The organism is uncultured Bradyrhizobium sp., assembly GCF_947648125.1.
Classification (GTDB): Bacteria; Pseudomonadota; Alphaproteobacteria; order Rhizobiales; family Xanthobacteraceae; genus Bradyrhizobium.
The window spans coordinates 78,787-104,682 of sequence record NZ_CANSMR010000021.1 but is presented as its reverse complement, the minus strand read 5'-3'; the positions used below and the strand labels follow the sequence as shown (position 1 = coordinate 104,682).

Genomic DNA, 25,896 nt, shown 5'->3' with positions numbered 1-25,896 from the left:
TGCAGAATCGTCGGGGCGGCCGGAAATTGATCGCATTGCCCGGCAATGCGGATTGACAGGCCGGCACGTTTTCGAAACTGTGCGACACCGCGTCGCAGGCGCCGTCCATCGGTCTTCTGACCTCTCGACGCGGAAATGGCGTCGTCATGAAGTGGTTTCGTTCGAACATCAGGCACGGGGCTCGGCTGGCGTTTTTGGCGCTGGCGGTCCAGTTCGTGCTGTCGTTCGGCCATTTCCATGCCATTGCGCCGGCACAGGCGACAGCGTCGTTCGCGGCGCATATCGAGAACGCCTCGCGCGACGAGCCTCGTTCGAATCCTGATTCCGATCAGGCCGTAGATCTCTGCGCCATCTGCGCCGTCGTAGCGATGACGAGCACGGCGACGCCGGCGCCGGCGTTGCCACCACTCCAATTGCCCGATGCCGTCGCTCTGCTCGCCTGGCACATCGACAATTATGCGGCGCCGCTCGACATCGGCCGGCTGCACTATCAGCCGCGCGCGCCTCCGATCTCCTGAACTCCCTGCACGACTGAACGTCGAACGCGGCCACTATTCGGCTGCCGTTTGAGCAATAGGGAATTTCGCCGTCGCGCATCGACGGCGGGCTCGACCGCGTCCTGTTCGAAAGGATCCGGATCGCAGCCTCGTGAGATCGAGAACCAACATGTCAGGACATATCAGACGACACGCCGCTGCCGGCGCCGCATCGCTCTTGGTCTACGGGATCAACGGCGCCGCATTCGGGCAGACGACCGCGCCGACAACGACTCTTCCCGACATTACGGTGACGGCGCCGCAACGCCACACCGCGCCGGCCGGACCGAACAAGCCGAAGACGCGCGTTGCGAGCGGCGGCGGCCACCGCGCGCGCAGAACCGGCGCGGTATCGACGACGACGGAATCTCCGGAACAGACCCAGGCTCAAGCCGTCGCAAGCCAGAACACACGGCTCGACCAGGCCCGCGCGGCGCTGCTGGCGCCGACCGGCGCCAACAGCTACCAGATGAGCCGGCAAGCCCTCGAGGCGCTGCCACAGGGCACCAACACCACTCTCGACAAGGCGCTGCTACAGGCGCCCGGGGTCTCGCAGGACTCCGCTGCAAGCGGCGAGCTGCATGTGCGCAACGAGCACGCCAACCTGCAATACCGCATCAACGGGATCATGCTGCCGGACGGCGTCGGCGCCTTCGGCCAGATCATCGACACCGGAATCGTCGGCAGCATGGCACTGATCACGGGCGCGCTGCCGGCGCAGTATGGCCTGCGCACCGCCGGCGTGCTCGACATCCAGACCAAGGCCGACGCCTTCAACAATTCCGGCAGCGTCAGTGTCTATGGCGGCAGCCACGGCACCTTCACCACCAGCGTCGACTATGGCGGCACGGTCGGACAGACCCAGTACTATGTCTCCGGCCGCTATTTCGGCAGCGATGTCGGCATCGAAAACCCGACGCCGGCCTATAGCGCCATCCACGACCGGACTGATCAGGAGAAGGGCTTTGCCTATGTCTCGACGGCGATAGATCCGACCAGCCGGCTGACCTATATCGGCGGCGTCTCCAACGGCGCCTATCAGATCCCCAACAATCCCGGGCAAACGCCGGCCTTCACCGCTTACGGCGTCTCGAACTTCGATTCCGCGCTGCTCAATGAGCGGCAGCACGAGTTCAACCAGTTCAACGTCGTGGCCTACCAGAAGTCCGGCGACGGGTTCGACTACCAGGTCGCCTATTTCAATCGCTACAGCCAGCTGCACTTCATGCCCGATCCGGTCGGCGATCTCGTCTTCAACGGCGTTGCGTCGGACGTCTATCGCCAGAGCTTCATCAACGGCATCCAGGAGGACACCTCCTACCGGCTGGGCTTCGCGCACACGCTGAAGTTCGGCGTCGCGGTCAGCGCCGAGCGCTCGCTGGTCAACAACGGCTCGACCGTGCTGCCGCTCGACGGCGCCGGCAACCCGGTCGATGCGCCGCTGTCCGTGTTCGATACCAGCGCCAAGACCGGATATTTGTTCTCCACCTACATCGCCGACGAATGGAAGATCACGAACCAGCTGACGCTCAATGCCGGCCTGCGCTTCGACCAGATGTGGCAATATGTCGATGCCAACCAGCTGAGCCCGCGGATCAGCCTGACATGGAAGCCCTATGACGGCACGACCTTCCATGCCGGCTATGCCCGCAACTTCACGCCGCCCGAGCAGGTGCTGGCGGCACCGACCAACCTTGCGCTGGTACAGAACACGACCGCGCAGCCGGCGACCACCGCCAATGACCCCGTGCTGCCGGAGCGCTCGCACGTATTCGACATCGGCGTCACGCAAAAGGTCTACGCGATCCCCGGCCTCGAAGTCGGCATGGACGCCTACTACAAGATCGCGACCGATCTGCTCGACGACGGCCAGTTCGGCCAGGCCTACGTCCTGACCGCCTTCAACTATGCGAAAGGCACCAACCAGGGCGTCGAGCTGACGGCAAGATACGACCACGACAATTTGCATCTCTACGGCAACGTCGCCATTGCAAAACAGGTCGCCACCACCGTCGTCTCGAACCAGTATCTGTTCGATCCGGTCGCGCTCGCATTCATCGCAAACAATTATATCAACACCGACCATGCCCAGACCCTGACGGCATCCGTGGGCGGCTGGTACCAGTGGCGCGACACCAAGTTCAGCGCGTCGGTGATCTACGGCTCAGGCTTGCGCAGCGGTTTTGCCAACACCGGCACGGTGCCGCCCTACGCGCAGGTCAACGTCGGCGTCTCGCACGACTTCAACATTGTCGCGCCGAACAAGCCGACCACGCTGCGCTTCGACGTCGTCAATTTGTTCGACACCGTCTACCAGATCCGCGACGGCTCCGGCATCGGCGTGTTCGCGCCGCAATACGGCCCGCGCCGCGGCTTCTACGCCGGCATCACGCAGAAGTTCTGACGAGCCCGGGCGCGTTGCACGAGGCGCGCCCCGCCGTGCCGGCTCACAGTTCGGCGACCAGCTGGACCAGCTGGTCCCGCAACCAGACATGGGCCGGATCGTGATGGTAGGACGCGTGCCACAGCAGCGACACCGTGACGTCCTTCACCTTCACCGGCGGCGGACTGAGGCTGAGCCCGAGATCGGCGGCGAAGCGCCGCGCCAGCCGCGCGCCCATCGTGACGATCACCGGCGCTTGCGCCACCAGGTACGGCACGGTGAGGAAACGCGGCGTGGTCAGCGCAACGGAACGCTGCAGCCCGAGCTCTTCGAGCGCCTCGTCGACGAAGCCGCGCACGCTGCGCCCCGGCCGCAGGCTGGTCAGCACGTGCGGAAGCCGGATGTAGTCCTCAAGCGAGATCGGCGGCGTGAGACCGGTCTTCTCGGCATTGAACATGCAAAGGAAGCTCTCGGTGAACAGCACGCGCTGCTTGTGATGCAATTGTCCCTGCTGGATCGGCCCGTAGGAGAGCGCGAGATCCACTTCGTCGGCGTCGAGGTCATCGAGCAGCCGGGACGTATCGACATTGTAGAGCCGCAGGTGAATGCCCGGCGCGAGCTCGCGCATGCGCGCCAGCAGGCGCGGCACGATCAGGATCTCCATGCTGTCCGACAGGCCGAGCCTGAACGTCCGCACCGCCGTCCCCGGATCGAAGGTCGTCTCGCGCCGAAGCACCGCCTCGACCTGTGCGAGCGCGGTCCGCACCGGATCAACCAAGGTCATCGCGCGCGGGGTGAGGCGCATGCCATCGGCCCCTCGCGTGAGCAGCTCGTCATCGAACAGTTCGCGCAGGCGGGCGAGATTGTGGCTCATCGCGGATTGGCCGATGCCGACGCGGGCCGCCGCCCGGGTCACGCTCCGTTCGGTGAGCAGCGCATCGAGATGAACGAGCAGATTCAGGTCGACTCGACCCAAATTGACAGCATCGATGGCCATTATCGATCCTATCTGTTTGATCGATGATCATAGCCTGACCATCTCCTCCGGCAAGGGAGCGGACGGGCAATCGCCCGCTGCCCAGGTTCCGATACTCAAGCCAAAGGAGGATCCCATGTCGATCCGCAGCACAATTCTCGCCGCCGCCTTCACCCTGGCCTCGCTGGGAGCCGGACACGCTACCGGGCTCAAGCCGATCGAGGGCCAAAGCGTCCATCTCGGCGACGTGTCCGGCGTCGCCTACTACACCGTCGAGCCCGATGGATATCGCGTCGTGACCACGCTCGCGCAGGGCGAAGCCGGAACACCGGTTCGCTTCGTATCGGTGCTAGCGCCCGGTCAGCGCGCCCTGCTCTCGACGCCGAACCAGGCCGACGCAGTCGAGATCAGCCGGACCGGCGACGGCCTGACTGTCCGCACGTCGCGCGCGCTCTCGAACTGATCGCCACGCCGTCGGTGCCTTCCATCGCGCAGGAGCCAAAGATGTCCACGATCCACCTTCATCGGACGACCATGTTGACGCCCGAGCAGTATGTCAGCGGCCTCACCGACTTCGGACCGGGCCGATCCAAACTGTTCGGCAACAGCGCGGACGCCTATCTCGAGGTGCATCACCGCGGCCCCGCGGAGGCTGACGTGACGGAAGGCTCGAACGGCATCTGGGAACGCCTGCACTATGACTGGTCCGACCCCGACCATGTGGTCCTGACGACGACCGACTCCAATGTGTGGGGCGGCAAGTCGGGCCACACCTACAACTTCGTGCGCCGGTCCGACGGCGCGACCGACATTGACGTCGTCGTGGTGCGCGAGGGCAAGAATCTCAAAGGATGGCTCCTCGGTCTTGTGCTCGGGTCGATCGGCAGAGGGGTCCTGGAAAAGGCATTCGAAAACTCCGTCAAAGCCATCGAGCAACGGCACCCGCAGCAGGGCCGGATTGCCGCCTAGACGCGGAGCATTGAGAGTATTGCTCCGAGATCAATGTTTCTATTGTACCGAGAGATATCTCGGACCATATCTGGTTTATCGAACGCATTGCACCGGGCCAAGGTCCGTGCAGGCTGAATGGAGACAACTGAAATGGAGCTCAATTATCTCGATACGTTCCTGGCATTCCTCGGAATGACCTTCGGACTGGTCTCGGTGGCGCCCCGCCTGTTCTTCCAACCCAAGGTCGAGGTGGCTCGTGCGACGCGGACGGCCGCGACCCGCGTCAACAGCAGCGAGCGCTGACGCACCACGACTCCTGCACGGGCATCGCGCCGAAGCTCTGACGCGCTCGAACTAGCCCGCGACGAGCAGCTTCTCTTTCAAAAGGCCCGTCAGCCAATCCGCAAACACCTGCAGCCGCCGCGACAGATGCTGACGGTGCGGATAGAGCAAGGTCATCGGCATCGGCGCCGCGCGATGCTGCGGCATCAGCTCGACGAGCTCTCCTGCATCGAGATGCCGCTTCACGTCGTAGGCCGGGATCTGGATCAGGCCGAGGCCAGCGAGGCAGCAGGCGATATAGGCTTCGGCGCTGTTAACCGTGACGCGGCCGCGCATCGCAATCGTGCGCGCCACGCCATGCTCGGACCATTCCCACGCCTCGATGCGGCCGGTGGATGGTGAGGCATAATTCACCGCCCAATGCACGCCGAGATCGTCTGGCGTCTGCGGCGTGCCGTGGCGCGCGATATAGCCGGGGCTCGCTACATTGATCAGCGTCAGGTTGCCGAGCGGCCGCGCGATCAGGCCGGAATCGCCGAGCGGGCCGACACGCACGACACAATCGGTGGAGTCCTCGATCAGATTGACGGCGCGGTCGGTGACGCCGAGATCGATCTCGATCTGCGGATAGCGATCGAGGAAAGCCGGCAGCGCCGGCGCGATGATCAAGCGACCAATCCGCCCGGGCACGTCGACCCTGAGCCGGCCCGACGGGTCGGCGGCGGCGTGACCGAACAGGCTCTCGGCCTCCTCCACATCGGCGACGACGCGCAAGGCTCGCTCGTAGAAAGCTGCGCCATCATGCGTGGGCGTCACTTTTCGCGTCGTGCGATGCAGGAGCCGGGCGCCGATGCGCTGCTCCAACTCCGCGACGGCCGACGAGACTGACGAGCGCGGCAGGCCCAATGTGTCGGCCGCCCGCGTAAAACTCGAGCACTCGACGACGCGGGCGAAGATGCGGAAGAGATCGATGCGGTCCACGATTAGGCCCCGATTGTTCGCCATTCCTGACAAGTGACGTCAGAATGAACGGCTTTATCGGCAAATCCTAGACGATATCGTTGCCTCCAGAAAGCGGCCGCAGGACGCAGCCGCGACACCCGGAGAGCGAACGCCATGACCGACCACAGCATCAAGGGCAAGACCGTCATCATCGCCGGCGGCGCCAAGAACCTCGGCGGCCTGATCGCACGCGATCTCGCGGCCCACGGCGCCAAGGCGATCGCGATCCACTACAACAGCGCCGCGACCAAGGCCGACGCCGACGCGACCGTCGCTGCGATCAAGGCTGCCGGCGCCAACGCGGTCGCGTTCCAGGCCAACCTCACGACCTCGGGCGCGATGGAGAAGCTGTTCACTGACGCCGTCGCTGCGATCGGCCGTCCCGACATCGCGATCAACACCGTCGGCAAAGTGCTGAAGAAGCCGATGGTCGAGATCTCGGAGGCCGAATATGACGCGATGAGCGCGGTCAATGCCAAGTCCGCGTTCTTCTTCCTCAAGGAAGCCGGCCGCCACGTCAACGACAACGGCAAGATCTGCACCTTGGTGACGTCGCTGCTCGGCGCCTACACCCCGTTCTATGCCGCCTATGCCGGTACCAAGGCGCCGGTCGAACATTTCACTCGCGCCGCCTCGAAGGAATTCGGCGCACGCGGCATCTCGGTCACCGCGATCGGCCCCGGCCCGATGGACACGCCGTTCTTCTATCCGGCCGAAGGCGCGGATGCGGTCGCCTATCACAAATCGGCAGCGGCGCTGTCCGGTTACTCGAAGACCGGTCTCACCGACATCAAGGATATCGTGCCCTGGATTCGCCTTCTGGTCTCGGACGGCTGGTGGATGACCGGCCAGACCATCCTCGTCAACGGCGGCTACACCACGAAGTGAGGCCGTCGTTCCCTGCATGCACGCGCCTTTCCTTGCAGGGGAAACAGGCCGCCGGCGGAATTTGACCGCCGGTTTGGCCGGCGATATCTTTCGCCCCGCTGGGCCCTTCGCAGTGACGGTCTATTCGAGGCGCACATGGAATGGTCGACCAGGCCGGCCCGTCCGGATCAGCCCTTCGGCAGTTGGGCAGACGACCTCGCAGCTGCCTTCGTGCGCCTTGAGCCGCGCAGGATTGCCGAGGAATCGTTTGCCGGCGCGATCTGCAAGGTCGATGCCGCGCCGCTGCAGATATCGCGGGTCACGGCGAGCGGGCACATCGTGCACCGGCTCGCCTCGCACATCGCGGCAAGCACCGACGACCTTTGCTTCGTCAACCTCCAGCTCGAAGGGTTGGGGCGCACCTCGCAGCGTGGCCACGAGCAGATCAGCGCCCCCGGCGATCTCGCGGTTGCCGATACGACGCAGCCGTTCGAGATCGCCCACCGGCATCGCTTCAAGCTGTTCTGCTTTGCCGTGCCGCGGCGCCTGTTGCCGGACGCGCTGTTCGATCGCCCGCGGCTCGGCCTGTCTGCGACCGAAACCGGCCGCGCGCTGTCGCGGACGCTGGCGAGCTACGCCGAGCTCTGCCTGAGCGGCGGTCGCCTCGCAACAACCTCGGCGATGCTCGGCACGCATATCGCCGAGCTGATCGCGCACGCACCCGACATCCTCGCCGACACTGCGGTGGAGCGCGTGCATACGCCCGTGCTGCTGTCTGTCATGCTTGACCATATCGCCCGTCACAGCGACGACCCCGAGCTCGGCGCGCCGGTGCTGGCCAGGAAATTCCGCTGCTCCGAGCGTTACGTGCACCGCCTGTTTGCGACCACCGACCGTTCCGTGGGCGAACATGTCAACGAGCAGCGGATCGCCGCCTGCACGCGCGCCTTGCTCGATCGCAACTCCGCCCACAAGACCATTGCCGAGATCGCCTTTGCCGCAGGCTTCCGCGACATCTCGCATTTCAACCGCCTGTTCAAGCGCCACAATGGCCTCGCCCCGCGCGAGTTCCGCCGCGCCGCCGCGCACTGAAGCGCGGCGAGAACAGGTTCACTCCGCGCCAAGAAATCGGGCACTGCCGTCCAAGATTTCCCGACCACGCCGCGATAGCCATTAGCCCGAACCGCCGACACGGAGGGCATTGGCATGGCGATCGATTTCACGCTCACGGCACAGCAGCGCGAGTTGCAGCTCGCTTCCCGCAAGTTTGCCAGGGAGGTGCTGGCCGAGGCCAGGGCCGCCGAAAAGCTGGCGACGCCGGAGCAGCGCTTCCTCGCCACCAAGCCGACCTATGAGGCGATGGTGGCGGCTGGTTACTTGCGCAAATGCATTCCGGCGCCTGCCGGCGGCGACAATGCCGGCATGATCGACATGGCGATCCTGGCCGAGGAATTCTACAGCGTGAACCCCAGCGTGACGCTCACCATGCTCGGCAGCGTGCTCGGCCTGCTGCCGCTGCTGCTCGGCGGCACGCCGGAGCAGTGTCAGCGGCTGCTCGCACCGTTCCTGAAGACCAGCGGCGCGCCGCTCGCCGCCTTCTGTTCCAGCGAACCGGGCGGCAGCGCCAACGCCGCCTCGCCGCCGCCCGGCGAGGGCGTCCGCACCACCGCCCGGCACGAGGGCGACAACTGGCTGATCAACGGCCGCAAGAAATGGGTGTCCTCGGCCACCGGCTGGAATCGCGAGGGCGCCGATCTTCTGACCATCGTGTGCCGGACCGATCCCGCAGCAGCCCCCGATGCGGCCATCTCGATCATTGCCGTGCAAGGACCGGTGACCGGTCTTGTGTTCGAACGCGCGATCGACAGCATCGGTCATCGCGCGCATCTCGTGCCGCAGTTTGGCTTTCAGAATGTCACAGCGCCACACGACAATCTGCTCGGACAGCAAGGCTCAGGCCTGGCGCTGACCGCGGCGGCGTTCACCGGCACCGCGGCGCTGGTCGGAATCTTCGGCGTCGCGCTGATGCGCTCAGCCTTCGCGTTTGCGCTGGATTTTGCCCGCAGCGAAAAGCGCGGCGGCGTTCACCCGATCATCGAGCATCAGGCGGTCGGATACGCGCTCGCCGATGCCAAGACCACGATCGAAGCGGCGCGCACTCTCAGCTGGCGCGCCTGCCACGCCCTCGACACCCAGTCACCGGCGGCCGAGGAGTTGGCGGTGCAGGCCAAGATCTTCGGTTCCGAGGCCGCCGTGCGCGTCATCACCGACCTGATGCGGGTGGTTGGGATCGACAGCTACGATCATGAGGCCCCATTCAGCGGCCTGCTGCAGGACGCGCTCGCGCTGCCGATCTTCGATGGCGGCAATCTCGGCATCCGGCGGCGGCAACTGCACACGATGCTGAAGAGCCGTGACTACAGCCCACTTGCTGCAAGCGGCGCGGCGTAGCGCGATACTTTGGAGGAGCGCAATCATGAGCACAGAGCGGAAAGTGGCAGTCGTCACCGGCGCATCGCAGGGGATCGGCGCCGGCATCGTGCAGGCCTTCAGGGATCGCAACTGCCGGGTGGTTGCGACCTCTCGCGGGATCAAGCCGGCCACTGACGCGGATATCGTCACGGTGGCGGGCGACGTCGGCGCAGCCGATACGGCCGTGCACGTGTTCAAGGCGGCGCTGGAGCGCTTCGGCCGTGTCGACACGCTGGTCAACAACGCCGGCATCTTCATGGCGAAACCCTTCACCGCCTATACGCAGGAAGACTACGCCAGCTACATCTCGACCAACGTGACGGGCTTCTTCAACATGACCCGGCGCGCGCTGGAGCTGATGAGCAAGCAGGGCCATGGTCACGTCGTCACCATCACCACCAGTCTCGTCGACCAGCCGATGAGCAGCGTTCCCGCCGCCCTCGCCTCGCTGACCAAGGGCGCCCTGAACGCCGCAACCCGCGCGCTCGCGATCGAATATGCAAGGAGCGGAATCCGCGTCAACGCGGTGTCGCCCGGGATCATCAAGACCCCGATGCACCCGGCGGAGGCGCATCAAGCGCTGGCGGCACTCCACCCGGTCGGCCGGATGGGAGAGATCTCCGACGTCGTTGGCGCTGTGCTCTACCTCGATGGCGCAGGATTCGTGACCGGAGAAGTGCTCCACGTCGACGGCGGACAGGCCGCCGGCCACCATATGCCGTAGCAAGGCATGCCTGGAGCTACGTTGCCGCTCCGCGCCCTGCGGCAACGGATGTATGGGTCACGTTACGAACGCTGCTACAAATTCAGTGTCGTCCCGGGCAAGCGAAGCGCGACCCGGGACCCACAACCACAGGGTACAGTTGTTGTGCGACGCTGGGCCCCAGCGAATTCAATCACACAAGGCAGTGATTATTGGTCCCTGCTTTCGCAGGGACGACACCGGAGAAGCCGCGGCCCCTCGGCCAAAGCACTGCTGTCTCGGAACCCATTCTGCGATTGCGTACGGGTGGCATGCGCGGGTGATGACACCGAGCAAGTAACCGCGACATGGCGCCGCGAACCGCGCTGCGGCGCAACAATCAAAATGAGACTGCCCGTTAAGCACCCCCGCAGCGACGACATCCGCGCCGCGCCTGGCTTCGGCTAGCTTTGCCGGCAACAACCGGACGCCCGTCAGCCTTGTCAGGCGATGCGGACGCCCGGCGACAACACAGAGGGAGGAGAGCGATGTTGAAAGGCAGTTTGGGACTGATTGCGTTGAGCAGCCTGTTGCTTTCGGGCACGGCGTTCGCCCAGGAGAAGATCAAGGTTGGCGTCACCGCGACGCTCGAGGGCACCTATACGGTACTCGGCGAGGATGGCATGCGCGGCCACCAGACCGCGCTCAACGTGCTCGGCAAGAAGATCGGCGACAAGGAACTCGAATTCGTCGTCGCCTCGACCGACGCGACGCCGGACTCCGCGGTGCGCGCGGTGCGCAAGCTGATCGAGCAGGACAAGGTGCAGATTCTGCTGTCACCGCTGTCCGGCGACGAGGGCATCGCGGTGAAGAACTTTGCCAAGACCCATCCGGAGCTGACCTTCGTCAACGCCGCCTCCGGCGCGCAGGAGACGACCTATGTCGATCCGGCGCCGAACTTCTTCCGCTACAACATGGACGGCGCGCAGTGGCAGGTCGGCCTCGGCAAATATGCCTATGAGACCAAGGGCTATCGCAAGATCGCGACCGTCGGCGAGGATTACTCGTTCATCTACACCCAGGTGTTCGGGCTCGTGCTCGAGTTCTGCGGCGCCGGCGGCCAGGTCACCAACCGGCAATGGGTGCCGCTCGGCACCAAGGATTTCGCCTCTGTGATCGCCGCGCTGCCCGACGATGTCGATGCGATCTATCTCGGCCTCGGCGGCGCCGACGCCGTCAACTTCCTCAACCAGTATCAGCAGGCCGGCGGCAAGGCGCATCTGATGGGCGGCTCGATCATGATCGACCAGACCATCCTGTCGTCGAAGGGCAGCGCCAAGAACGCGCTGATCGGCACCATCGCGGCAAGCGGCCAAGCCGATACCTGGGAGGATCCGGGCTGGCAGAAATTCGTGAAGGCCTATCAGGACTCGTTCCCGGAGAGCAAACGCTTCCCGAGCCCGTCGCTGCTCGCCACCAATTACTACGGCTCGACCATGGCGCTGATCCTGGCGCTGCGCCAGGTCAATGGCGATCTCTCCAACAACCAGGCCAAGCTGAAGGATGCGCTGGCGAAGATCGAGATCGACGCCCCGAACGGCAAGATCAAGCTCGACGCCAACCGCCAGGCGATCGGCACCAATTTCGTCACCGAGGTTGTCGATGACGGCAAGGGCGCGCTGTTCAGCAAGGTCGTGAAGGTGATCCCGAACGTCAACCAGACGCTGGGCTACGATCCGGCGGTTTTCGCCAAGATCGGCCTGCCGAGCCGCACGGTCCCGGAGTGCAAGAAGTACTGACGTATTTGTTGCAGGTGCGAGCAAGCCAGCCGTGACGAAGGCGCGCGGTTGCACGAGGAGCCCTGCTCGCCCTTGCTTTCCGCGGGCGGATGATGAACGCTTGTCGAAAAGACAAGAACATCCCGCGGGAGGGGAGGCATGAGCAGGGCGCTTGCCGTCTTCCACGGCCGGTTCGGTCGCGCGACGGTCTATCAGTTGAACCGTCCCTTCAACGTGCATGCGCACCGCGAAGGGCACCTGATCTTTCATGTCGGCGGAACGCCGGCGCAGATCGACGTCTCGGAGCAGCGCCTGCTGCTCAAGGACGACACCGTGGTCGCGGTCAACCCGTGGGAACCGCACAATTTTCTGCCGACCGACATGGACCACGGCGCGATCTTCTTCGTGCTCTATGTCAATGCCGAGTGGTTCGCGCCGCAGCCCGCGAGCGCGCAGGGCTTGCGGTTCGGCCGCACCTTCTTTCCGCGCACCGAGGCGCTCGACCGGCTGATCCGCCGCACCGCAGCACTGGTGTGCGGCGCGCCGTCGCTGCGCAGCCTCGACTGCGAGCTCAGGCAGCTGATCGATTCCTGCTACGAGGAGAGCTGGCAGGCCGCGCAGGACGCGCGCGCCGCCGCCGCCGTAACCGATTTCAGGGTGCGCAAATCGATCAGGCTGATGTCGGAAAGCCCCGGCGCCGAGATCGAGCTCGATGCGATCGCACGCGAAGCCGGCCTGTCGCGGCCTCATTTCTACCGGCTGTTCCGGACGCAAACCGGCGTCACCCCTCACCTCTACATGAACACGCTGATCATGGAGCAGGCGCTGGATGCGCTGGTCGCGACCGAAGCGCCGATCGCCGATATCGGCTTCGATCTCGGCTTCTCCTCGCAGAGCGGCTTCACCCGCTTCTTCGCTGCCAATGTCGGCATGGCCCCGACCGACTATCGCCGCGCCGCCAAGGTGTTGCGGCCGTGAAGGAGTTCCAGAGCAGACGATAAAAGATACTGTCGATCAAATCCGAAGCTCTCGCCCTCGGTAGGATGCAAGGACACGCGGCCCGGCAGACGGCCGCGACGTCAGAGGGAACGCGACGGAGATGGCCAGGTTCATCGAACGCCATCCGGCCTGGGCGCTGATCGTGATCATCGCGGTCGCGGTGCTGCTGTGGCTGGTGTTCGCGATCTGGCCGCCGGGGCTGGAAGCCGCGATCGGCCGCAAGCGCGTGTTCCTCAACGCCGTCTTGAACGGCATCACGCTCGGCGGGCTGTATTTCCTGGTGGCCAGCGGCTTCACGTTGATCTTCGGCCTGATGCGCAACGTCAACCTCGCGCACGGCTCGCTCTATCTGTTCGGTGGCTATATCGGCTACGCGATCAGCACCTGGACCGGCTCGTGGATCCTCTCCTTCATCGTCGCCTTCGTCGCGGCGGCGCTGGTCGGGGTGATCCTGCAGCTCGCCGTGTTCCGCCGCATGGAGGGCCAGGACCTCAGGCAGACCATGGTCACGATCGGGCTCTCGATCGTGTTCGCCGATCTGATGCTCTGGGTGTTCGGCGGCGACTTCTACCAGGTCCAGACCCCGAGCTGGCTGATCGGCCCGGTGCAGCTGCCGCTGTTGACAGCAGTCAAATCATCGGGCGAGCCGGTCTATCTGCAATATCCGCTGGTGCGGCTGGTGATCTTCGCCGCCTCCGTCGTGATCGGGATCGCGATGTGGCTGGCGCTCAACCGGACGCGGATCGGCATGATCGTGCGCGCCGGGGTCGACGATCGCGACATCCTGGCTGCGACCGGGGTGCGGATCCAGCTCGTGTTCGTGCTGGTGTTCGCGCTCGGCGCCGGGCTCGCCGGGATCGCCGGCGTCGTCGGCGGCACCTTCCAGTCGCTGTCGCCGGGCGAGGACACCCGCTTCCTGCTCGCCTCGCTCGTCGTCGTGATCGTCGGGGGCATGGGCTCGATCCCGGGGGCTGCGCTCGGCGCCGTCATCATCGGGCTCGCCGAGCAGCTCGGCTCGGTCTACATCCCGACCTACGCCATCGTCGTCACCTTCCTGATCATGGTCGTGGTGCTGGCGCTGCGGCCGCAGGGCCTGCTCGCGAGGCGATGAGATGTCGTTGCTCCAGAGCACCCAGTTCCGCCCCGACCCATCCGCCAACGCGACCCGCCGTGCCTTGATCCGCGCCTGGCCGGAATTCCAGAACCCGGCGGCCTGGCTGGTCGCGCTGATCCTCGTGATCATGCCGCTGATCGCCAACGGCTTCTTCCTGATCGAGATCTTCGCCACCACGCTGATCCTCGGCGTCATCGCGCTCAGCCTGATGTTCCTCGCCGGCTACGGCGGCATGGTGAGCCTGATGCAGCTCACCATCGCGGGCTTCGCCGGCTACATGGTCGCGGTGTTCGGCATGAGCGGCAACGCCAATATCAGCCTCGGCTGGCCGTGGTGGCTCGCAACCCCGATGGCGCTGGCGCTCGCGACGCTGTTCGGCACGCTCGGCGGCGCGCTGGCGGTGCGCACCGAGGGCATCTACACCATCATGATCACGCTCGCGATCGGCGCGGCGTTCTACTACTTCACCAACCAGAACTGGGCGATCTTCAACGGCCATACCGGCATCAACACCGTCGCGACGCCGCATTTCTGGGGTGTCGACTGGCGCGCCGACATCGCCTTCTACTATGTGACGCTCGGCGTCGCCGCGACCTGCTACTTCGCCGTCCAGTATGTCTCACGCGCGCCGTTCGGCCTCGCGCTGCAGGGCGTCCGCGACAACCCCCGCCGCATGGCGGCGCTCGGCTTCAATCCGAACGCGCACCGCATCGCGGCCTACGCCTTCGCGGCCTTCATCGCGGCGCTCGGCGGCGTGCTGCAGGTCTGGAACTACCGGCAGATCTCGCCCGGCTCGGTCAGCGTCGGCGCCTGCATCGACGTCCTGATCATCGCCGTGGTCGGCGGCATCACGCGGCCGATCGGCCCGTTCATCGGCGCACTCATCTTCGTCCTGCTGCGCACCTTCGCGCTCGACGTGCTGATCAAGTTCGGGCTCGACGGCAACCGCTTCCGGCTGTTGATCGGGCTCGGCTTCCTCGCCATCGTGTTCTGGTCGTCGGACGGCGTGATCGGCCTCTGGGAACGCTGGCGGCGCCGCAGCGCAACCTCGAGGCAACGTCCGGGTGGAGGCCGCCATGGATAGCGTCGCGCAGCGACTGTCCGTGGTCGGCGCCGGTGCGGCGCTGGAGCTGCGCGGCGTGACCCGGCTGTTCGGTGCGCTGGCGGCGCTGACCGACGTCACCATCACCGTGCGGCCGGGCGAGCGCCGCGCGGTGCTGGGCTCGAACGGCGCCGGCAAGACCACGCTGTTCAACTGCATCACCGGCGACTTCCCACCCTCCTCCGGCACGATCCGCTTCTTCGGCGAGGACATCACCCAATTCCCGCCCTATGAGCGCATCCGCCGGGGCTTGCGCCGGACCTACCAGATCTCGGCGCTGTTCCCCGGCCTCACCGTGCAGGACAACGTCTATCTCGCCTGCCGCGGCGTCTCGCGCGGCCGGTTCTCGTTGCTTCGCCCGGGGCAGAACGATGCGCTGATGCACGCGACGGAGACGCTGGTGCAGGCCGTGCACCTTGCCGGCGTCAAGGACCAGCGCGTCGCCGAGCTCGCGCATGGCCAGCAGCGCCAGCTCGAGATCGCACTGGCGCTTGCCGGCGCGCCGCGCTTCATCCTGTTCGACGAGCCGGCGGCGGGACTGTCGCCGACCGAGCGGCGCGAGCTGATCGAGATCCTGACCTCGCTACCCGCGCATATCGGCTACATCATCATCGAGCACGACATGGACGTCGCGCTGCGCGTCGTCGAGAGCGTGACGATGATGCACAACGGTCGCATCTTCAAGGAAGGCCTGCCGCGCGAGATCGAGTCAGATCCCGAGGTGCAGGAGCTTTATCTCGGAGGCGGCCATGAATGACCGCCGTGCCGCGCCCGCACTCGAAGTCAAAGGCCTCGACGTCTATTACGGCCATTCGCATGCGCTGCAGGGCGTTGATCTAACGCTCGATACCGGCGTGTTCTCGGTGGTCGGCCGCAACGGCATGGGCAAGACCACACTGTGCAAGGCCATCATGGGCCTGGTCCGCGCCAGCAGTGGCTCGATCCGGATTCGCGGCGAGGAGGTCACGCGGCTGAATCCGGCGCGGATCGCCCGCCTCGGCGTCGGCTATGTGCCGCAGGGCCGGCGCCTGTGGCGCTCGCTGACGGTCGACGAGCACCTTGCGCTCGCCGGCGGCCTGCGCCGCGGCGCCTGGACCATCGAACGCATCTACGACACCTTCCCGCGACTCGCCGAACGCAAGAACAACGGCGGCAACCAGCTCTCCGGCGGTGAGCAGCAGATGCTCGCGATCTCGCGCGCACTGCTGACCAATCCGCAGCTCCTGATCATGGACGAGCCGACCGAGGGCCTTGCGCCTGTGATCGTCGCGCAGGTCGAGGAGATGCTGCTGCGCCTCGGTGACGAAGGCGACATGTCCGTCCTCGTCATCGAGCAGAACATCGGCGTGGCGACGGCGGTGTCGCGCAACGTCGCCATCATGGTCAATGGCCGCATCAACCGCATCATCGACTCGGCGCGCCTCGCGACCGACCGCGAGTTGCAGCAGCGGCTGCTCGGCGTCGGCACCCACGGCGCTGATGAGATCGATGCCGAGACGGCGCCGGCGAAAGCTGAGGCGCCCGGCACGCCGCAGCCGGAACGCAAGGGTCCGGCTCGCATCTACGTCTCCAATCCCGTGCTGCCGACGCGCTGGTCGCAGCCGGTGCCGATCGCCCGCATCGAGGCCGCCGCACGGACGCAGTCCGCCGCCGTCACGCGGCTCGAGGAGACAACGCGCACGCGGCGCGAACCGGCAACGTCGAGGACATCGGGACCTCCCGTCGTGCTGGTCGTCGGCACGCTCGACACCAAGGGCGCGGAGCTGCGCTTCATCCGCGACATCGTCGCCGGCAGCGGCCTGCGCACCCGGCTGGTCGACGTTTCGACCAGCGGCAAGGCGACGAGCTGCGACGTCACCGCGCAGGAAATCGCACTGAACCACGGCCGCGGCGGCTCCGGCGTGTTCGGCACCGATCGCGGCGCCTCGGTGACCGCGATGGCGGAGGCATTCGAGCGATGGCTGCGCCGCCAAGGCAATGTCGCCGGCATCATCTCGGCCGGCGGCTCGGGCGGCGCGTCGCTGGTCGCGCCCGGAATGCGCACGCTCCCGGTCGGCGTGCCGAAACTTATCATCTCCTCGGTCGCCTCCGGCGACGTCGGTCCCTATGTCGGCCCCGCCGACATCACCATGATGTATTCGGTCACCGACGTGCAGGGCCTCAATTCGATCTCGCGCACGGTGCTCGGCAACGGTGCCCACGCCCTGGTCGGCATGGTCAAGGCGCGGCTCGACGAACAGGCTGGCAAACCGCGTGATACGGGCGCTCATCTTCCCGCCGTCGGCATCACCATGTTCGGCGTCACCACGCCGGCGGTGCAGAAGATCGCAGCGGACCTTCGCGAGGATTTCGAGTGCCTCGTGTTCCACGCCACCGGCGTCGGCGGCCGCTCGATGGAGAAGCTGGTCGAGTCCGGCCAGCTCGCCGGCGTCATCGATCTCACCACGACCGAGGTCTGCGACCTGCTGATGGGCGGCGTGTTCCCGGCGACCGACGACCGCTTTGGCGCCATCATCCGCAGCCACGTGCCCTATGTCGGCTCGGTCGGTGCGCTGGATATGGTGAACTTCGGCGCGCCCGACACCGTTCCGGAGCGCTACCGGCAGCGCAAACTCCACGTCCACAATCCGCAGGTCACCTTGATGCGGACCACGCCGGAAGAGAACGAGCGCATCGGCCGCTGGATCGGCGAACGCCTCAACCAGATGGATGGGCCGGTGCGCTTCTTCCTGGCCGAAGGCGGCGTCTCCGCGCTCGATGCGCCCGGCCAGCCGTTCTGGGACCCCGACGCCGACGCGGCACTGTTCCGCGCGCTGGAGCGCACCGTGCGCCAGACCGGCAACCGGCAGATTATCCGCATCAAGCGCAACATCAACGATCCCGAGTTCACCGCCGCCATCGTCAGCGCGTTCCGTCCGCTGCTCGGACGCGCCGGTGGCAGGCGGAGAGTGGCGAGGTGACCCATGCCGAGGTTTGAACGCGCAGCGCTGTTGAAGAAGTTTCACGCCATGATCGCACGCGGCGAGCCGATCGTCGGCGGCGGCGCCGGCACCGGGCTGTCGGCAAAATGCGAGGAGGCCGGCGGCGTCGACCTGATCGTGATCTACAATTCGGGCCGCTACCGCATGGCCGGCCGCGGCTCGCTCGCCGGCTTGATGCCCTATGGCGACGCCAACGCCATCGTCGTGGAGATGGCCGGCGAGGTGCTGCCCGTCGTGACCAAGACGCCGGTACTCGCCGGCGTCAATGGCACCGATCCATTCCGGGACATGGATGTGTTCCTCGACCAGTTGAAAGCGCTCGGCTTTGCCGGAGTACAGAACTTCCCGACTGTCGGCCTGATCGACGGGACTTTCCGCGCCAATCTCGAAGAGACCGGGATGTCCTACGCGCTCGAGATCGACATGATCGCAAAGGCGCATGACAAGAACATGCTGACCACACCCTATGTGTTCAGCGAACAGGAAGCGACCGCGATGGCGATCGCCGGCGCCGACATCATCGTGTGTCACATGGGGCTGACCACGGGCGGCACGATTGGCGCGCAGACTGCGCCAAAGCTTGCCGACTGCCCTGCCCGGATCGAGGCCTGGGCCGAGGCCGCGCTCAGCGTCAATTCGAACATCATCGTGCTCGCGCATGGCGGTCCAATCGCGGACCCCGCGGATGCCGATTTCATCATGAAGCAGACCCGCAACTGCCACGGCTTCTATGGCGCCTCCTCGATGGAGCGCCTGCCGGTCGAGCGGGCACTGACGGACCAGGTTCGCAAGTTCAAGGCGATCGGCGCGCGCTAACGCGCCGGGACCAAGGGAGGAAGAGATGTCGGGGATGCTGGTCGGTGAATTGATCCTCTGGCTCATCGTCGCAATCGTCGCGATCGTCATCATCGTCTACGTGGTGAACTGGCTCTACCACCGCTCATCGAAGGAAACCTCCTTCGTCCGGACCGGTTTCCTCGGCGAACGCGTGGTGATCAATGGCGGTGCCTTCGTGCTGCCGTTCATCCACGATTACACGCCGGTAAACATGAACGTGCTGCCGATGGGGATCGTGCGCTCCAAGCAGGATGCCGTGATCACCCGCGACCGCATGCGCGTCGACATCGAGGCCGATTTCTACGTCCGGGTGCAGGCGAGCCGCGAGGCCGTCTCGATCGCCGCCGCCACGCTTGGCCGCCGCACCATGGAACCCGAACAGCTCCACACGCTGCTCTCCGGCAAGTTCATCTCCGCGATCCGCTCGGTCGCCTCGGAGATGACGATGGAGCAGATGCACGAGCAGCGCGGCGACTACGTCGCCCGCGTCAAGGCCAACGCCGCTGAAGCGCTGGCGCAGAATGGTCTCGAGCTGGAATCGGTCGCGATCACCGATCTCGACCAGACCGACCTCGAATATTTCAATCCCTCGAACCGCTTCGACGCAGAAGGCCTGACCCGGCTGATGGAAGACATCGAGGCCAAGCGCAAGCTGCGCAACGACATCGAGCAGGACTCGATGATCAAGATCCGTTCCCGCAACCTGGAGGCCGAACGGCAGGCGCTGGACATCGAGCGCGAGAGCGAGACCGCCCGCCTCGAGCAGGAACGCGACATCGAAATGCGCCGCGCCCTGCAGCGCACCGAGGTCGCGCGCGAGCGCGCGCTGCGCGAGACCGAGGCCGAGCAGGCCCAGATCACCGCGCGTGAAGCCATCGAGAAGGCGCGCATCGCCAACGAGCAGGCCATCACCGAGGCCCGGATCGCCTCCGAACGCGAGACCCGGCACCGGGAGATCGAGCGCACCCGCGCGGTGGAAGAGCGGGAGTTGCTGGCACGTGAGGAGATCGAGAAGGCCAGGATCGCCAACCAGCGCTCGGTCGACACCACCCGCATCGCATCGGAGCGCGAGGTGCGCCAGCGCGAGATCGAGCGGATGCGCACGGTCGAGGAAGCCGAGATTGCCGCCCGCGAGTCGATCGAAAAGGCCCGCATCCAGCAGGATCGCGTCGTCACCGACGCCCGCATCGCCAATGAGGAAGAAACCCGCCGCCGCGAGATCGAGCGCACCCGCGCGGTCGAGGAAGCCGAGATCGCGGCCCGCGAGGCCACCGAGAAGGCGCGCATCGCCCAGACCATGACTGTTAATGTCGAGCGCATCTCCTCCGACGAGCGCACCCGGGCGCTGGAGATCCAGCAGGTGCGAACCATCCAGGAAGCCGAGATCGAGGCGCAGAAGTCGGTCGAGGCCGCCCGGATCATTAGAGAGAAGACGCTGGCCGCCGAGCGCATCGCCGCCGATCACACCACCCGCAAGCTCGAGATCGAGCGCAACCAGGCGATCGAGATCGCCGGAATTACCGCGCGCGACGCCACCGAGGCGTCGCGGATCGCGCAGGAGGAACATGTCCGGGCACTCGAGATCGCACGCACCCGCGCGATCGAGGAAGCCGACATAGCCTCGCGCGAATCGATCGAGGCCGCGCGGATCTCGCAGGAGAAATCGGTCGCGGCACAACGCATCCGCGCCGAACGTGAGACCCGCGGGCTCGAGATCGCGCGCACCGAGGCGATCGAGGCCGCCGAGCTGAAGCGCCGCGACGCCATCGAACGGCAACGGATCGATGTGGAGTTGGCGCTGGAGAGCGAGCGGATCGCTTCCTCCAGGACCCGCGAGGTGCTCAATATCGACCAGAAGCGGGCGATCGAGCTCGCCGACGAGGAGCGCGTGATCGCGCTCGCCGCCAAGCGTTCGGAGCGGATCGATGCCGACCGGCAGGTCAAGCAGGCCGAGATCACGGCGCGCAAGGAGGTCGAGACCACCGACGTTTCCCGCGAGCAGGCGCTGGAGGCGGCGCGGATCGAACGGCGCCGTTCGATCGAGCAACTCGAGGTCGCCCGCAATCAATCGCTGCAGGAGGCCGAGATCGCGGCACGTGAAGAAGTCGAGCGCGCCCGTATCGCCTCCGACCGCGGCCTCGACGAGGCGAGGGTCGGCCGCGAACGCGAGCTGCGCAAGCTCGAGGTGAACCGGGAGAAAGACGTCGAGACCGCCTTGATGGAGAAGGCCATCGCGCTGCATCAGAAGTCGCTGGAGGAATCGGCGGCGCGCGCCGCCGCCGAAGACGCGAGGGTTCACGCCACCGAGGCGGCCGAGCGCGTTGTTACCGCGCGCGAGAGCGAGATCGCCAAACGGCGCAAGACCGTCGAGGTGCTGCTCGCGGAGAAGCAGGCCGAGGAAACCAGGATCGCGGCCGGGGCCGAGCGAGTGCGTGCCACGGTCGAGGCCGAGGCGCAGCGCCTGCTCAATGAGGCCGAGAACGTGCTGACCGACCAGGCGCGCTACTCGCTGTTCCGTCGCAAGCTGCTCGACCGGATCGAGGGTATCGTGCGCGAGAGCGTCAAGCCGATGGAGAAGATCGAGGGCATCCGCATCCTCCAGGTCGACGGCCTCAACGGCAACGGCCAAGGCGGCGGCAGTGGCCGCAGCGCCACCGACGAGGTGATCGACTCCGCGCTGCGCTACCGCGTGCAGGCGCCGCTGATTGACTCGATCCTCTCGGACATCGGCGTCGAGGGCGGCAGCCTCGCCAAGATGCCCGGCCTGATCCGCGAGGCGCGCGACATGCAGGGCATCAAGGATTCCGCTCGGAAGAGCGGCAGTGAGGCCAAGCCGGCAGCGCCCGAAGGCGACGGCGAGCCGGTGCGGCCTGAGCGCACGCCGCGCAAGAAGGACTGAGCTCACGCCATGGCACGAGTCTACGTCTCCACCGTCGTCAACGCCCGCAACGACCGGGTCTGGGCCCGCGTCCGCGATTTCAACGGGCTGCCGAACTGGCATCCCGCGATCGCGGAAAGCCGGATCGAGGGCGGCGAACCCTCGGACAAGATCGGCTGCATCAGGGATTTCCGCCTGCGCAACGGCGATCGCATCCGCGAGAAGCTGCTCGGGCTGTCGGACTACGACATGTTCTGCACCTACTCGATCCTGGAATCGCCGATGGGCGTCGAGAACTACGTCGCGACGCTGCGGCTCACGCCGGTCACCGACGGTGACCAGACGTTCATGGAGTGGACCGCCGAGTTCGACTGCGCGCCGGAGCGCGAGACGGAGCTCGTCAACAATATCGGCGGCGGCGTGTTCCAGGGCGGCTTCGACGCGCTGAAGCGGGCGTTCGGAGGCTGATGAATGCTTCGGTCAAATTTCGCCACGCTGACAGTCCACCTCTCCCCTTGTGGGAGAGGTCGGATCGTATCGCCAGATGCGATCCGGGTGAGGGGTTGCGGTCCCTCGTGGGACCTGAGCCCCCTCACCCGCGCCTTCGGCGCGACCTCTCCCCGTTGGGGAGAGGTGGTGCACGCGGCCACATCGATGCAAGCGATGGGCATTGGACGCTGACCATGCCGCATATCGTCAAAAGCACGATCCTGGATGCGCCGACCGATACGGTGTGGGCCGTGCTGCGCGATTTCAACGGCCATGACCGCTGGCACCCGGCGGTCGCGACCAGCGGGATCGAGCGGGCGCAGCCCTCCGACAAGATCGGCTGTGTCAGGCGCTTCAAGCTGAAGGACGGCGCCGAGCTGCGCGAGCAGCTGCTGGCGCTGTCCGATCTCGAACAATCGTTCAGCTACTGCCTGCTCGATACGCCGGTCCCGATGTTCAACTACGTGGCACATGTTCGCCTGCTGCCGGTCACCGATGGCGACCGAACCTTCTGGCATTGGGAATCGCGCTTCACGACGCGGACCGAGGACACGGATCGCATCACGCACATGGTTTCGGAAGACATCTACCAGGCCGGCTTCGACGCCATCCGCCGGCATCTGAAGGAGGCCGCGTAAGCGGGAGAGGACATCATGCCAGTCACGGTGAGGACCTTCACCAGCACCCAAGACGCCGCGGCGGCGCTGTCGTCGGATCGCAGCGCCCGCTATCTCGGCGGCGGGACGCTGGTGATGCGGGCGCTGAACGAGGGCGACATCTCGATCTCGACGGTCGTGCGTGCCAGCGACCAAGCGATGACAAGGATCGACGCCTCCGGCTCGCGCATCACGCTCGGCGCCGGCGTCACTTTCGCGCGCATCCTGGCCGAGCGCGATCTCGGCTTCCTGCATGCCCCCGCCCGCTCGATCGGCGGACCCGCGGTGCGCAACATGGGCACGGTCGGCGGCAATCTGTTCGCACCGGTGCCATATGGCGACTTCACGGTCGCGATGCTCGCGCTCGACGCCGTCGTGTCGGTGCAGGGCGGCCTCGGCGGCCGCGAGATCGGAATCGAGGAATTTTTGCAATCGCGCGACCGGCAGGCCGGCACGCTGGTGCTCGCAATCTCGTTTGCCAAGCCCGGCAGCACTGAGGCCTTCCGCTACCGCAAGGTCGCCCGGATCAAGCCCAAGGGCGGCGCGGTGATCACGCTCGCGGCGCATCTGCCCGTCAACGGCAGCCGGATCGTCGGCGCCCGTGTCGCGCTCGGCTCGATGGCGCCGACGCCGATCCGCGCCCGCGCCGCCGAGCGCGCGCTGGAAGGCCGCGCACTCGACGCCTCCGCGATCAATGCGGCGGCCGCCGCAGCGATCGAAGGAACTTCGCCCGGCGACAATGCGCTCGCCAGCGCCTGGTATCGTCGCGAGATCGTCGGCGTTCATCTCAGGCGCCTGTTGTCCGGTCAGGAATAGATCGTCATGGCCAAGACCCCTCTGCAATTCAGCCACAACGGTCGCGACGTCGCGATCTTCGTCGACGGCGGCACCAACCTTCTGGTCGCGCTGCGCGAGCTGATCGGCGACATGACGCCAAAATTCGGCTGCGGCCAGGGCGGCTGCGGCACCTGCAGCGTGCTGATCGACGGCGAACTGCACCTCTCCTGCCTGACGCTCGCCGAAACGGTCGCCGGCCGCTCCGTTGAGACGCTCGACGGCATCAAGGACGGTCCCAATCTGCACCCGCTACAGCGCGCCTTCGCCGACAATTTCGCCGCGCAGTGCGGCTATTGCACGCCGGGCATGCTGATGGCCGCCAAGGCGCTGCTCGACCGCAATCCGCAGCCGAGCCGCGCCGAAGTCGTCGAGGCGATCTCAGGCAATATCTGCCGCTGCACCGGCTACGAGCCGATCATCAACGCCGTGCTATCCGCCGCATCCGACGGCCGGGCCCGCGCGTAAGGGAACACTGTCATGCTGGAATTGCGCAAGGACCTCTTCGCCGACGAGCGCGACGACAACTTAAAAGAAATCGGCAAGGGCACGCAGCGCCAGGACATGCTCGGCCATGTCACCGGCACCTCGCCCTATTTCGACGACCACAAGCTGCAGGGCATGCTGCACTTGAAGGTGGTCCGCAGCTCCCATTCGCATGCAAGACTGCGGCGCATCGACACTTCGGAGGCCGAGCGGTCGCAGGGGGTGCGGCGCGTGATCCGCGCCTCCGACGTGCCGCGCAATTTGAACACGCTGCTCAGCCTGATCAATTTCGGCAAGGACGACGAGCCGTCGCTCGCGGTCGACAAGGTGCGCTACAAGGGCGAGCCGATCGTCGCCATCATCGCCGACAGCCCGCGCGAGGCCTTTGAGGCGATCGCCAAGGTCAAGATCGACTATGAACCGCTGCCGGCGGTGTTCGACGTCGAGGACGCGCTGAAGCCCGGCGCGCCCGTGGTCAACGAAGTGTACCCCAAGAACACCTTCACCTATCACGAGACCTATGATCGCCAGCAGCTGCGCTTCGGCGACGCCGATCGGGCGCTTGCCACGGCCGACCATGTGCTGGAGCAGCGCTACCAGATGTCGCCGATCGAGCACGCGCCGACCGAGACCAACGGTTCGATCGCAGCGCCCGACACCAACGGCCGCTACATCGTCTATACCTCGACGCAGGCGCTGTTCTTCTCGGTCGACACCTGCGCCAAGATCCTCGACGTGCCCTCCAACACCTTCCATTTCATTGGCGGCACCGTCGGCGGCGGGTTCGGCGGTAAGGTCGATACCCTGACCGAGCCGCTCTGCATCCTCGGCGCGATGCTGACCGGGCGCCCGGTGCGCTACGTGTTCGGGCGCGAAGAGGAGATGCAGTACGGCCCGCCGCGCGGCGCCGAGCGCATCTACATCAAGGATGGCGTGATGCGCGACGGCCGCGTGGTCGCCCGCAAGGTGCGCGCCTATTTCGACAGCGGCGCCTATACGCGGCTTTCGAGCTATGCGGCGGTGAAATGCGCCGCCCATCTGCCCGGCCCTTACACGATCCCGAACGTCCATGGCGACGTCTACTGCGTCTTCACCAACCGGACGCCCGCGACCGCGATGCGCGGCTTCGGCGTCACGGCGATGGACTTCGCGATCGAATGCCAGATGGACAAGCTCGCCCATCTGGTCGGCATGGACCCGATGGAGTTCCGAATCCTCAATGCGTATCGCGACGGCGACATGAAGGCACATCGGCGCGAGGCCAAGAACACCGCGCTGATCGAATGCGTGCAGGTCGCCGCGGAGAAGGCGAAATGGCCGATCCGCGAGGAGTTCAAGCGGATGTCGTCACGCAAGGATGGCGGCGGGATCCGTGCCGCTGTGACGCTGACACCGCGGGAATCGCATGCACCGGCGGCTGCACCGATCCAGCAGCGCACGACGTATGACCGAGCGCCGGCCGCGACCCGCGAGCCGCCGCCACCGCCGCCGCCCTCTTCAACGCCACCATCGCCTCCGCCACCGCGGCCGAGTGCGCCGTCGCATGGCGCCACCCGCTTCTCTTCCGTTTTCGGCACCAGGAGGCGCTGAC

The 25,896-nt window shown here is 66.1% G+C and carries 24 protein-coding genes; 22 read left to right on the top strand and 2 right to left on the bottom strand.

What is annotated here, in order from left to right; genetic code table 11:
- Nucleotides 1–146: 146 nt before the first annotated feature.
- Complete coding sequence (locus Q0030_RS29595; RefSeq protein WP_298375246.1) at nucleotides 147–518, top strand: hypothetical protein; 372 nt, start codon at nucleotides 147–149, stop codon at nucleotides 516–518.
- 148 nt (nucleotides 519–666) lie between these two features.
- The gene (locus tag Q0030_RS29590) at nucleotides 667–2,940 is read left to right on the top strand and encodes a TonB-dependent receptor (RefSeq protein WP_298375244.1); all 2,274 of its coding nucleotides are present in this window, start codon (nucleotides 667–669) and stop codon (nucleotides 2,938–2,940) included.
- A 43-nt stretch (nucleotides 2,941–2,983) separates the two neighbouring features.
- Here the strand turns inward: Q0030_RS29590 and Q0030_RS29585 are convergent, their stop codons facing one another.
- Nucleotides 2,984–3,916 (bottom strand): LysR family transcriptional regulator, encoded by a 933-nt coding sequence (locus Q0030_RS29585; RefSeq protein WP_298375242.1) that lies wholly within the window; start codon nucleotides 3,914–3,916, stop codon nucleotides 2,984–2,986.
- 115 nt (nucleotides 3,917–4,031) lie between these two features.
- Between Q0030_RS29585 and Q0030_RS29580 the strand changes: the two genes are divergently transcribed.
- From Q0030_RS29580 to Q0030_RS29570, 3 genes are all read left to right on the top strand, one after another.
- A complete protein-coding gene (locus tag Q0030_RS29580; RefSeq protein WP_298375239.1) occupies nucleotides 4,032–4,358 on the top strand; it encodes a hypothetical protein in 327 nt (108 codons plus the stop codon).
- 41 nt (nucleotides 4,359–4,399) lie between these two features.
- On the top strand, nucleotides 4,400–4,864 hold the full coding sequence (locus Q0030_RS29575; protein ID WP_298375236.1) for a hypothetical protein: 465 nt from the start codon (nucleotides 4,400–4,402) through the stop codon (nucleotides 4,862–4,864).
- A 132-nt stretch (nucleotides 4,865–4,996) separates the two neighbouring features.
- Nucleotides 4,997–5,149, top strand: coding sequence for a hypothetical protein (locus Q0030_RS29570; RefSeq protein ID WP_298375233.1), 153 nt, complete (start codon nucleotides 4,997–4,999; stop codon nucleotides 5,147–5,149).
- A gap of 51 nt (nucleotides 5,150–5,200) precedes the next feature.
- Here the strand turns inward: Q0030_RS29570 and Q0030_RS29565 are convergent, their stop codons facing one another.
- Complete coding sequence (locus Q0030_RS29565; protein WP_298375231.1) at nucleotides 5,201–6,109, bottom strand: LysR family transcriptional regulator; 909 nt, start codon at nucleotides 6,107–6,109, stop codon at nucleotides 5,201–5,203.
- Nucleotides 6,110–6,244: 135 nt separating this feature from the next.
- Here Q0030_RS29565 and Q0030_RS29560 point away from each other — a divergent pair, with 135 nt between their 5' ends.
- The 17 genes from Q0030_RS29560 to Q0030_RS29480 all read left to right on the top strand — a co-directional run bounded on the left by Q0030_RS29560 (nucleotide 6,245) and on the right by Q0030_RS29480 (nucleotide 25,895).
- On the top strand, nucleotides 6,245–7,018 hold the full coding sequence (locus tag Q0030_RS29560) for an SDR family oxidoreductase (RefSeq protein ID WP_298375228.1): 774 nt from the start codon (nucleotides 6,245–6,247) through the stop codon (nucleotides 7,016–7,018).
- A gap of 135 nt (nucleotides 7,019–7,153) precedes the next feature.
- Nucleotides 7,154–8,089 (top strand): helix-turn-helix domain-containing protein, encoded by a 936-nt coding sequence (locus tag Q0030_RS29555; protein WP_298375225.1) that lies wholly within the window; start codon nucleotides 7,154–7,156, stop codon nucleotides 8,087–8,089.
- A 114-nt stretch (nucleotides 8,090–8,203) separates the two neighbouring features.
- On the top strand, nucleotides 8,204–9,448 hold the full coding sequence (locus Q0030_RS29550; protein ID WP_298375223.1) for an acyl-CoA dehydrogenase family protein: 1,245 nt from the start codon (nucleotides 8,204–8,206) through the stop codon (nucleotides 9,446–9,448).
- A 25-nt stretch (nucleotides 9,449–9,473) separates the two neighbouring features.
- Nucleotides 9,474–10,193: an SDR family oxidoreductase gene (locus Q0030_RS29545; protein ID WP_298375221.1), complete on the top strand. Its 720-nt coding sequence runs from the start codon at nucleotides 9,474–9,476 to the stop codon at nucleotides 10,191–10,193.
- Nucleotides 10,194–10,699: 506 nt separating this feature from the next.
- Complete coding sequence (locus Q0030_RS29540) at nucleotides 10,700–11,950, top strand: ABC transporter substrate-binding protein (protein WP_050401637.1); 1,251 nt, start codon at nucleotides 10,700–10,702, stop codon at nucleotides 11,948–11,950.
- 138 nt (nucleotides 11,951–12,088) lie between these two features.
- On the top strand, nucleotides 12,089–12,907 hold the full coding sequence (locus tag Q0030_RS29535) for an AraC family transcriptional regulator (RefSeq protein ID WP_298375215.1): 819 nt from the start codon (nucleotides 12,089–12,091) through the stop codon (nucleotides 12,905–12,907).
- 121 nt (nucleotides 12,908–13,028) lie between these two features.
- Nucleotides 13,029–14,039 (top strand): branched-chain amino acid ABC transporter permease, encoded by a 1,011-nt coding sequence (locus tag Q0030_RS29530; protein WP_298375212.1) that lies wholly within the window; start codon nucleotides 13,029–13,031, stop codon nucleotides 14,037–14,039.
- 1 nt (nucleotide 14,040) lies between these two features.
- Nucleotides 14,041–15,126, top strand: a complete 1,086-nt coding sequence (locus tag Q0030_RS29525; RefSeq protein WP_298375209.1) for a branched-chain amino acid ABC transporter permease — start codon at nucleotides 14,041–14,043, stop codon at nucleotides 15,124–15,126.
- Nucleotides 15,119–15,901, top strand: coding sequence for an ABC transporter ATP-binding protein (locus tag Q0030_RS29520; protein WP_021075866.1), 783 nt, complete (start codon nucleotides 15,119–15,121; stop codon nucleotides 15,899–15,901). Before Q0030_RS29525 ends, Q0030_RS29520 begins: the two co-directional genes overlap by 8 nt.
- Nucleotides 15,894–18,104, top strand: a complete 2,211-nt coding sequence (locus tag Q0030_RS29515; RefSeq protein ID WP_298375201.1) for an ABC transporter permease — start codon at nucleotides 15,894–15,896, stop codon at nucleotides 18,102–18,104. Before Q0030_RS29520 ends, Q0030_RS29515 begins: the two co-directional genes overlap by 8 nt.
- Nucleotides 18,105–18,107: 3 nt before the next feature.
- Nucleotides 18,108–18,941 (top strand): phosphoenolpyruvate hydrolase family protein, encoded by an 834-nt coding sequence (locus Q0030_RS29510; RefSeq protein ID WP_298375198.1) that lies wholly within the window; start codon nucleotides 18,108–18,110, stop codon nucleotides 18,939–18,941.
- A 25-nt stretch (nucleotides 18,942–18,966) separates the two neighbouring features.
- Nucleotides 18,967–21,861 carry a flotillin domain-containing protein gene (locus Q0030_RS29505; RefSeq protein ID WP_298375196.1) on the top strand — a complete coding sequence of 965 codons (2,895 nt, stop codon included), beginning with the start codon at nucleotides 18,967–18,969 and terminating at the stop codon, nucleotides 21,859–21,861.
- Nucleotides 21,862–21,870: 9 nt separating this feature from the next.
- A complete protein-coding gene (locus Q0030_RS29500) occupies nucleotides 21,871–22,308 on the top strand; it encodes an SRPBCC family protein (RefSeq protein WP_298375193.1) in 438 nt (145 codons plus the stop codon).
- A gap of 215 nt (nucleotides 22,309–22,523) precedes the next feature.
- Nucleotides 22,524–22,967 carry an SRPBCC family protein gene (locus Q0030_RS29495; protein ID WP_298375192.1) on the top strand — a complete coding sequence of 148 codons (444 nt, stop codon included), beginning with the start codon at nucleotides 22,524–22,526 and terminating at the stop codon, nucleotides 22,965–22,967.
- A 15-nt stretch (nucleotides 22,968–22,982) separates the two neighbouring features.
- On the top strand, nucleotides 22,983–23,801 hold the full coding sequence (locus Q0030_RS29490; protein ID WP_298375189.1) for an FAD binding domain-containing protein: 819 nt from the start codon (nucleotides 22,983–22,985) through the stop codon (nucleotides 23,799–23,801).
- Nucleotides 23,802–23,807: 6 nt separating this feature from the next.
- Nucleotides 23,808–24,287 carry a (2Fe-2S)-binding protein gene (locus Q0030_RS29485; protein WP_298375186.1) on the top strand — a complete coding sequence of 160 codons (480 nt, stop codon included), beginning with the start codon at nucleotides 23,808–23,810 and terminating at the stop codon, nucleotides 24,285–24,287.
- Between the two features lie 12 nt (nucleotides 24,288–24,299).
- Nucleotides 24,300–25,895, top strand: a complete 1,596-nt coding sequence (locus Q0030_RS29480) for a xanthine dehydrogenase family protein molybdopterin-binding subunit (protein ID WP_298375184.1) — start codon at nucleotides 24,300–24,302, stop codon at nucleotides 25,893–25,895.
- Nucleotide 25,896: the final 1 nt, after the last annotated feature.